This is a genomic window from Actinocorallia lasiicapitis (assembly GCF_054778695.1).
In genome coordinates, this window is record NZ_BAAGZI010000499.1 from 1 (window position 1) to 3,650 (window position 3,650).

The 3,650-nt window shown below is 73.0% G+C and carries 4 protein-coding genes; all 4 read right to left on the reverse strand.

Annotated elements, in window-relative coordinates:
- A partial coding sequence (locus ACYVE7_RS30990) for a serine/threonine-protein kinase (RefSeq protein WP_460369731.1) occupies window positions 1–853 on the reverse strand: 853 nt, incomplete at its 3' end.
- Between the two features lie 146 nt (window positions 854–999).
- Window positions 1,000–1,974 (reverse strand): aldo/keto reductase, encoded by a 975-nt coding sequence (locus ACYVE7_RS30995; RefSeq protein WP_460369732.1) that lies wholly within the window; start codon window positions 1,972–1,974, stop codon window positions 1,000–1,002.
- Between the two features lie 38 nt (window positions 1,975–2,012).
- Entirely contained in the window at window positions 2,013–3,350 is a 1,338-nt protein-coding gene (locus ACYVE7_RS31000) for a threonine/serine exporter family protein (protein ID WP_460369734.1), read from the reverse strand.
- The coding region (locus tag ACYVE7_RS31005) for a nicotinate-nucleotide--dimethylbenzimidazole phosphoribosyltransferase (protein WP_460369736.1) at window positions 3,347–3,650 on the reverse strand (304 nt) is incomplete at its 5' end. The genes ACYVE7_RS31005 and ACYVE7_RS31000, both read right to left, overlap by 4 nt.

Here is a 3,650-nt window from a genome sequence, read left to right on the forward strand (position 1 = left end):
GCAGCGCGGTCGGCGGCACTCCGGGCGGCGGGACAGGCGCCTCGGCGGGGCCGCCCAGCAGGTTCATCAGCAGGACCTGCGCGGACGGCCGTACCGCCGGGTCCTTGGTGAGCGCCGCGACGACCAGCGCCCGCAGCGGTTCGGCGAGCTCGCCGAGGTTGGGGTCGGCGTGCAGGATCCGGCCCGCGACGGTCGGGATGCTGTCCTGCCCGAACGGCGGCACCCCGGTCGCCGCGAACACGATCGTCGCGGCCCACGCCCACACGTCGGCGTGCGTGCCGATCGCCAGTCCCCGGACCTGCTCGGGCGCCATGTAGGCGGGCGTGCCGATCACGCCGCTGGGCAGGGTGCTGGTGACGGCGTCGCCGAGCGCCCTGGCGATCCCGAAGTCGATGACGCGCGGCCCGTCCGGGCCGAGGATCACGTTGTGCGGTTTGAAGTCCCGGTGGATCACCCCGGCGGTGTGGATGGCGGCGAGCGCCGTCAGGGTGCCGGTGGCGAGCCGTTCCAGCGCGCCGCCGGCCAGCACCCCGTCGCGCGCCACGTACTCGGCGAGCGAGGGGCCCGGCACGTACTCGCTGACGATGTACGGCCGGTCCCCTTCGAGGTCGGCGTCCAGGACCTGCGCGGTGCAGAACCGGGCGACGCGTTTGGTGGCGGCGAGCTCCCGCACGAACCGCTGGCGCGCCGTCTCGTCGAGATGGGCGCTCAGCAGTTTGACGGCGACGGTCTCCAGATCCGGGCCCGTGCCCAGGTAGACGACCCCCTGACCGCCCGAACCGATCCGTCCGGTCAGCCGGTAGGCGCCGAGCGACGCGGGGTCTCCCGGCTGCAGCGGCTCGACCTCAGGCATATCCGACCTCAGGCATAGGTGACGGCTCCTCCCGCAACGGTCTGCCCCGTAGGACGCCCACCCAAGGCATCCGGTTTGAGCCGTGATCGTACGGTTACCTCAGCCGACCCGGTGCGGGCCCCGGCGGGGTCCGCACCGGGGGTGGTTCAGTAGCGGGAGCCGGCGGCCTGGGCGGCGAGGGCGTCCAGGCGGGCGAGGTCGTCGGCGCTGAGCTTCACGTCGGCGGCGGCCGTGTTCTGCTCCAGGTAGGAGACCCGCTTGGTGCCGGGGATGGGCACCAGGTCGTCGCCCTGCGCGTGCACCCAGGCGAGGGCGACCTGCCCTGGCAGCACGTCGTGGGCGGCGGCCACCTCCCGGACGACCTCGACCAGCGCCTGGTTGGCGTCCAGGTTGCCGGCGGCGAACCGCGGGTTGCCGGCCCGGAAGTCGTCGGCGGCGAAGGCCGTGCCGGTGCTGACGGTGCCGGTCAGGAAGCCGCGGCCGAGCGGCGCGAACGGCACGACGCCGATGCCGAGCGCGCGGGCCGTCGGCAGGACCGACTCCTCGATGCCGCGCGTCCACAGGGAGTACTCGGACTGGATCGCGCTGATCGGGTGGACGGCGTGCGCCCGCTCCAGCTCCTGCGCGGTGGTCTCCGAGACGCCCAGATAGCGGACCTTGCCTTCGGCGACCAGTTCGGCCATCGCCCCGATGGTGTCCTCGATCGGGGTCCGCGGGTCGACCCGGTGCAGGTAGTACAGGTCGATGTGGTCGGTGCGCAGTCGCCGCAGCGACTCCTCGGCGGCCTGCTTGACGTAGGCGGGGTCGGCGCCGAGCCGGAACTTCGCCTTCTGCTCGGGGTCGATGTCCTGGATGCCGACCTTGGTGGCGATCTGGACCTCGTCCCTCCGGTCCTTCAGGGCGTAGCCGAGCAGCTTCTCGTTGGCGCCGAACCCGTAGATCCCAGTAGCCCCGTACACGTTGGCCGTGTCGAACAGGGTGACGCCCAGCTCGATGGCCCGATACAGGGTCGCGATCGACGCCGTGTCGTCGGCGGGCCCGTACGACTGGCTCATTCCCATGCAGCCCAGCCCCTGGGCGGAGACTTCAAGCCCCTGCGAACCTAGTGCGACTCTACGCATGATCGAACCCCCAGAAGAATCTTGTTAGTGGGTTCAGCCTAAGTCTTCGAGCGCACGCCGAGGCCCGCGGCGATCTGGCCGAAAGTGACTCCAGCGGCCAGTCCGAGTCCGACCGTGACGGCCTGCCCGATCGTTTTCAGGCCGGGGGCGACGTCGCCGTGGCTGAGGTGGAGCATCCCCTGGTAGATCACGTAGCCGGGCGCCATCGGCGCGATTCCCGCGACGACCGTCAGCGGCCCGGGCAGCCCGGCGAACCGGTCGAGGAGCTGCGCGTAGATCCCGATCACGACGGAGGCGAGGGCGGCGGCGATCGTCATGGGGAAGCCGGCGTGCATCCAGAGCATCAGGAACAGGAACCAGCCGATCGCGCCGGAGCCGAACGCGGTGACCAGCCCGGAGGCGGGCGCCTGGAAGCAGACCGCGAGGAACGCGCAGACGAACCCCGCCGCGACGAGCTGCAGCGGCAGCTCACGCCAGCCGCCCAGATCGAGCCCGCCCGGCTGCACCTGCGGCACGTCGAGCCCCAGCCTGACCGCCCCGTACAGCGCGGCGCCCACCCCCGCGACCAGCGCCGCGGTGACGAGCGCGGCGTCGAACGTGCGGGCCACGGCCGTCACCAGATAGCCCTGGATGGCGTCCTGGACGCCGCCGGTGAACGCCAGCCCCGGCAGCATCACCGCGATCCCGCCCGCGACGATCGGCGCGGCGTTGCCGGTGAACCCGGCCAGCGCCACACCCGTCGCGACGATCGTCGCGGCCGCCCCGCTGAACACGGCCTGGTGGAAGACCGGCACGCCGCGCGCCGACATCCACCGGTTGACCCGGTCGACGACGGCCGCGGCGGCGAACGCGGCCACGAACACCACCCAGCCGCCGCGCAGGATCACCGTGAAGAACCCCGACAGCGCCGCCCAGGCCAGGGTCTCCACCCAGCCCGGGTACAGCGGCCGGCTCCGGTCGATCTCGTCGAGCCTGCGCAGCGCGACCCGCAGCGGCACCCGCCCGGCCTCGACGTCGGCCAGGAAGTCGTGGACGCGCTGGATCCGGTCGTAGGAGACCGAGGTGCCCCGGACGATCCTGACCTCGGTCATCGGCGCGGACCGCGGCCCGCTGCGGTGCGACAGGTACAGCGCGGTGAGGGTCACGTCGACGAGGCAGTCGCGCAGGCCGAGCGCCTCGGTGATCCGCCGGGTGGTGGCGACGGTGTCGGCGGCCGAGGAGCCGCTGCGCAGCAGCAGTTCGCCCGCGCGGGAGGCGACCAGCAGGATCTGGGCGACGTCGGCGTCCGTCGTCCGCCCGTGTCCGTTCCGCACCCCGGTCTTCTTCCCGCCCAGCCCGCTCGTCGATCTTGGTTGGGCGAAGTTTTTCCCGCTCATCGGACGGCCGTCCTGGCGGTCTCGGCGCGTATCCGAAGCCCGCCCAGCACCAGCCCCGCCGCCAGGCAGGCACCGACCCCCTCACCGGCCCTGAGCCTCAGGTCGAGCAGGGGTTCGAGGCCGAGTTCGCGCAGGACGAGCGCGTGCGCGCGTTCGCGGCTGCGCTGGCCCGCCACGAGGTGGGCGGCGACCCCCGGGCTCATCCGGACGGCCGCCAGCGCCGCCAACGAGGTGGCCAGCCCGTCCAGGACGACCACCCCGCCCGACTGGGCGGCGTCCAGCACCACCCCGGCCAGCAGG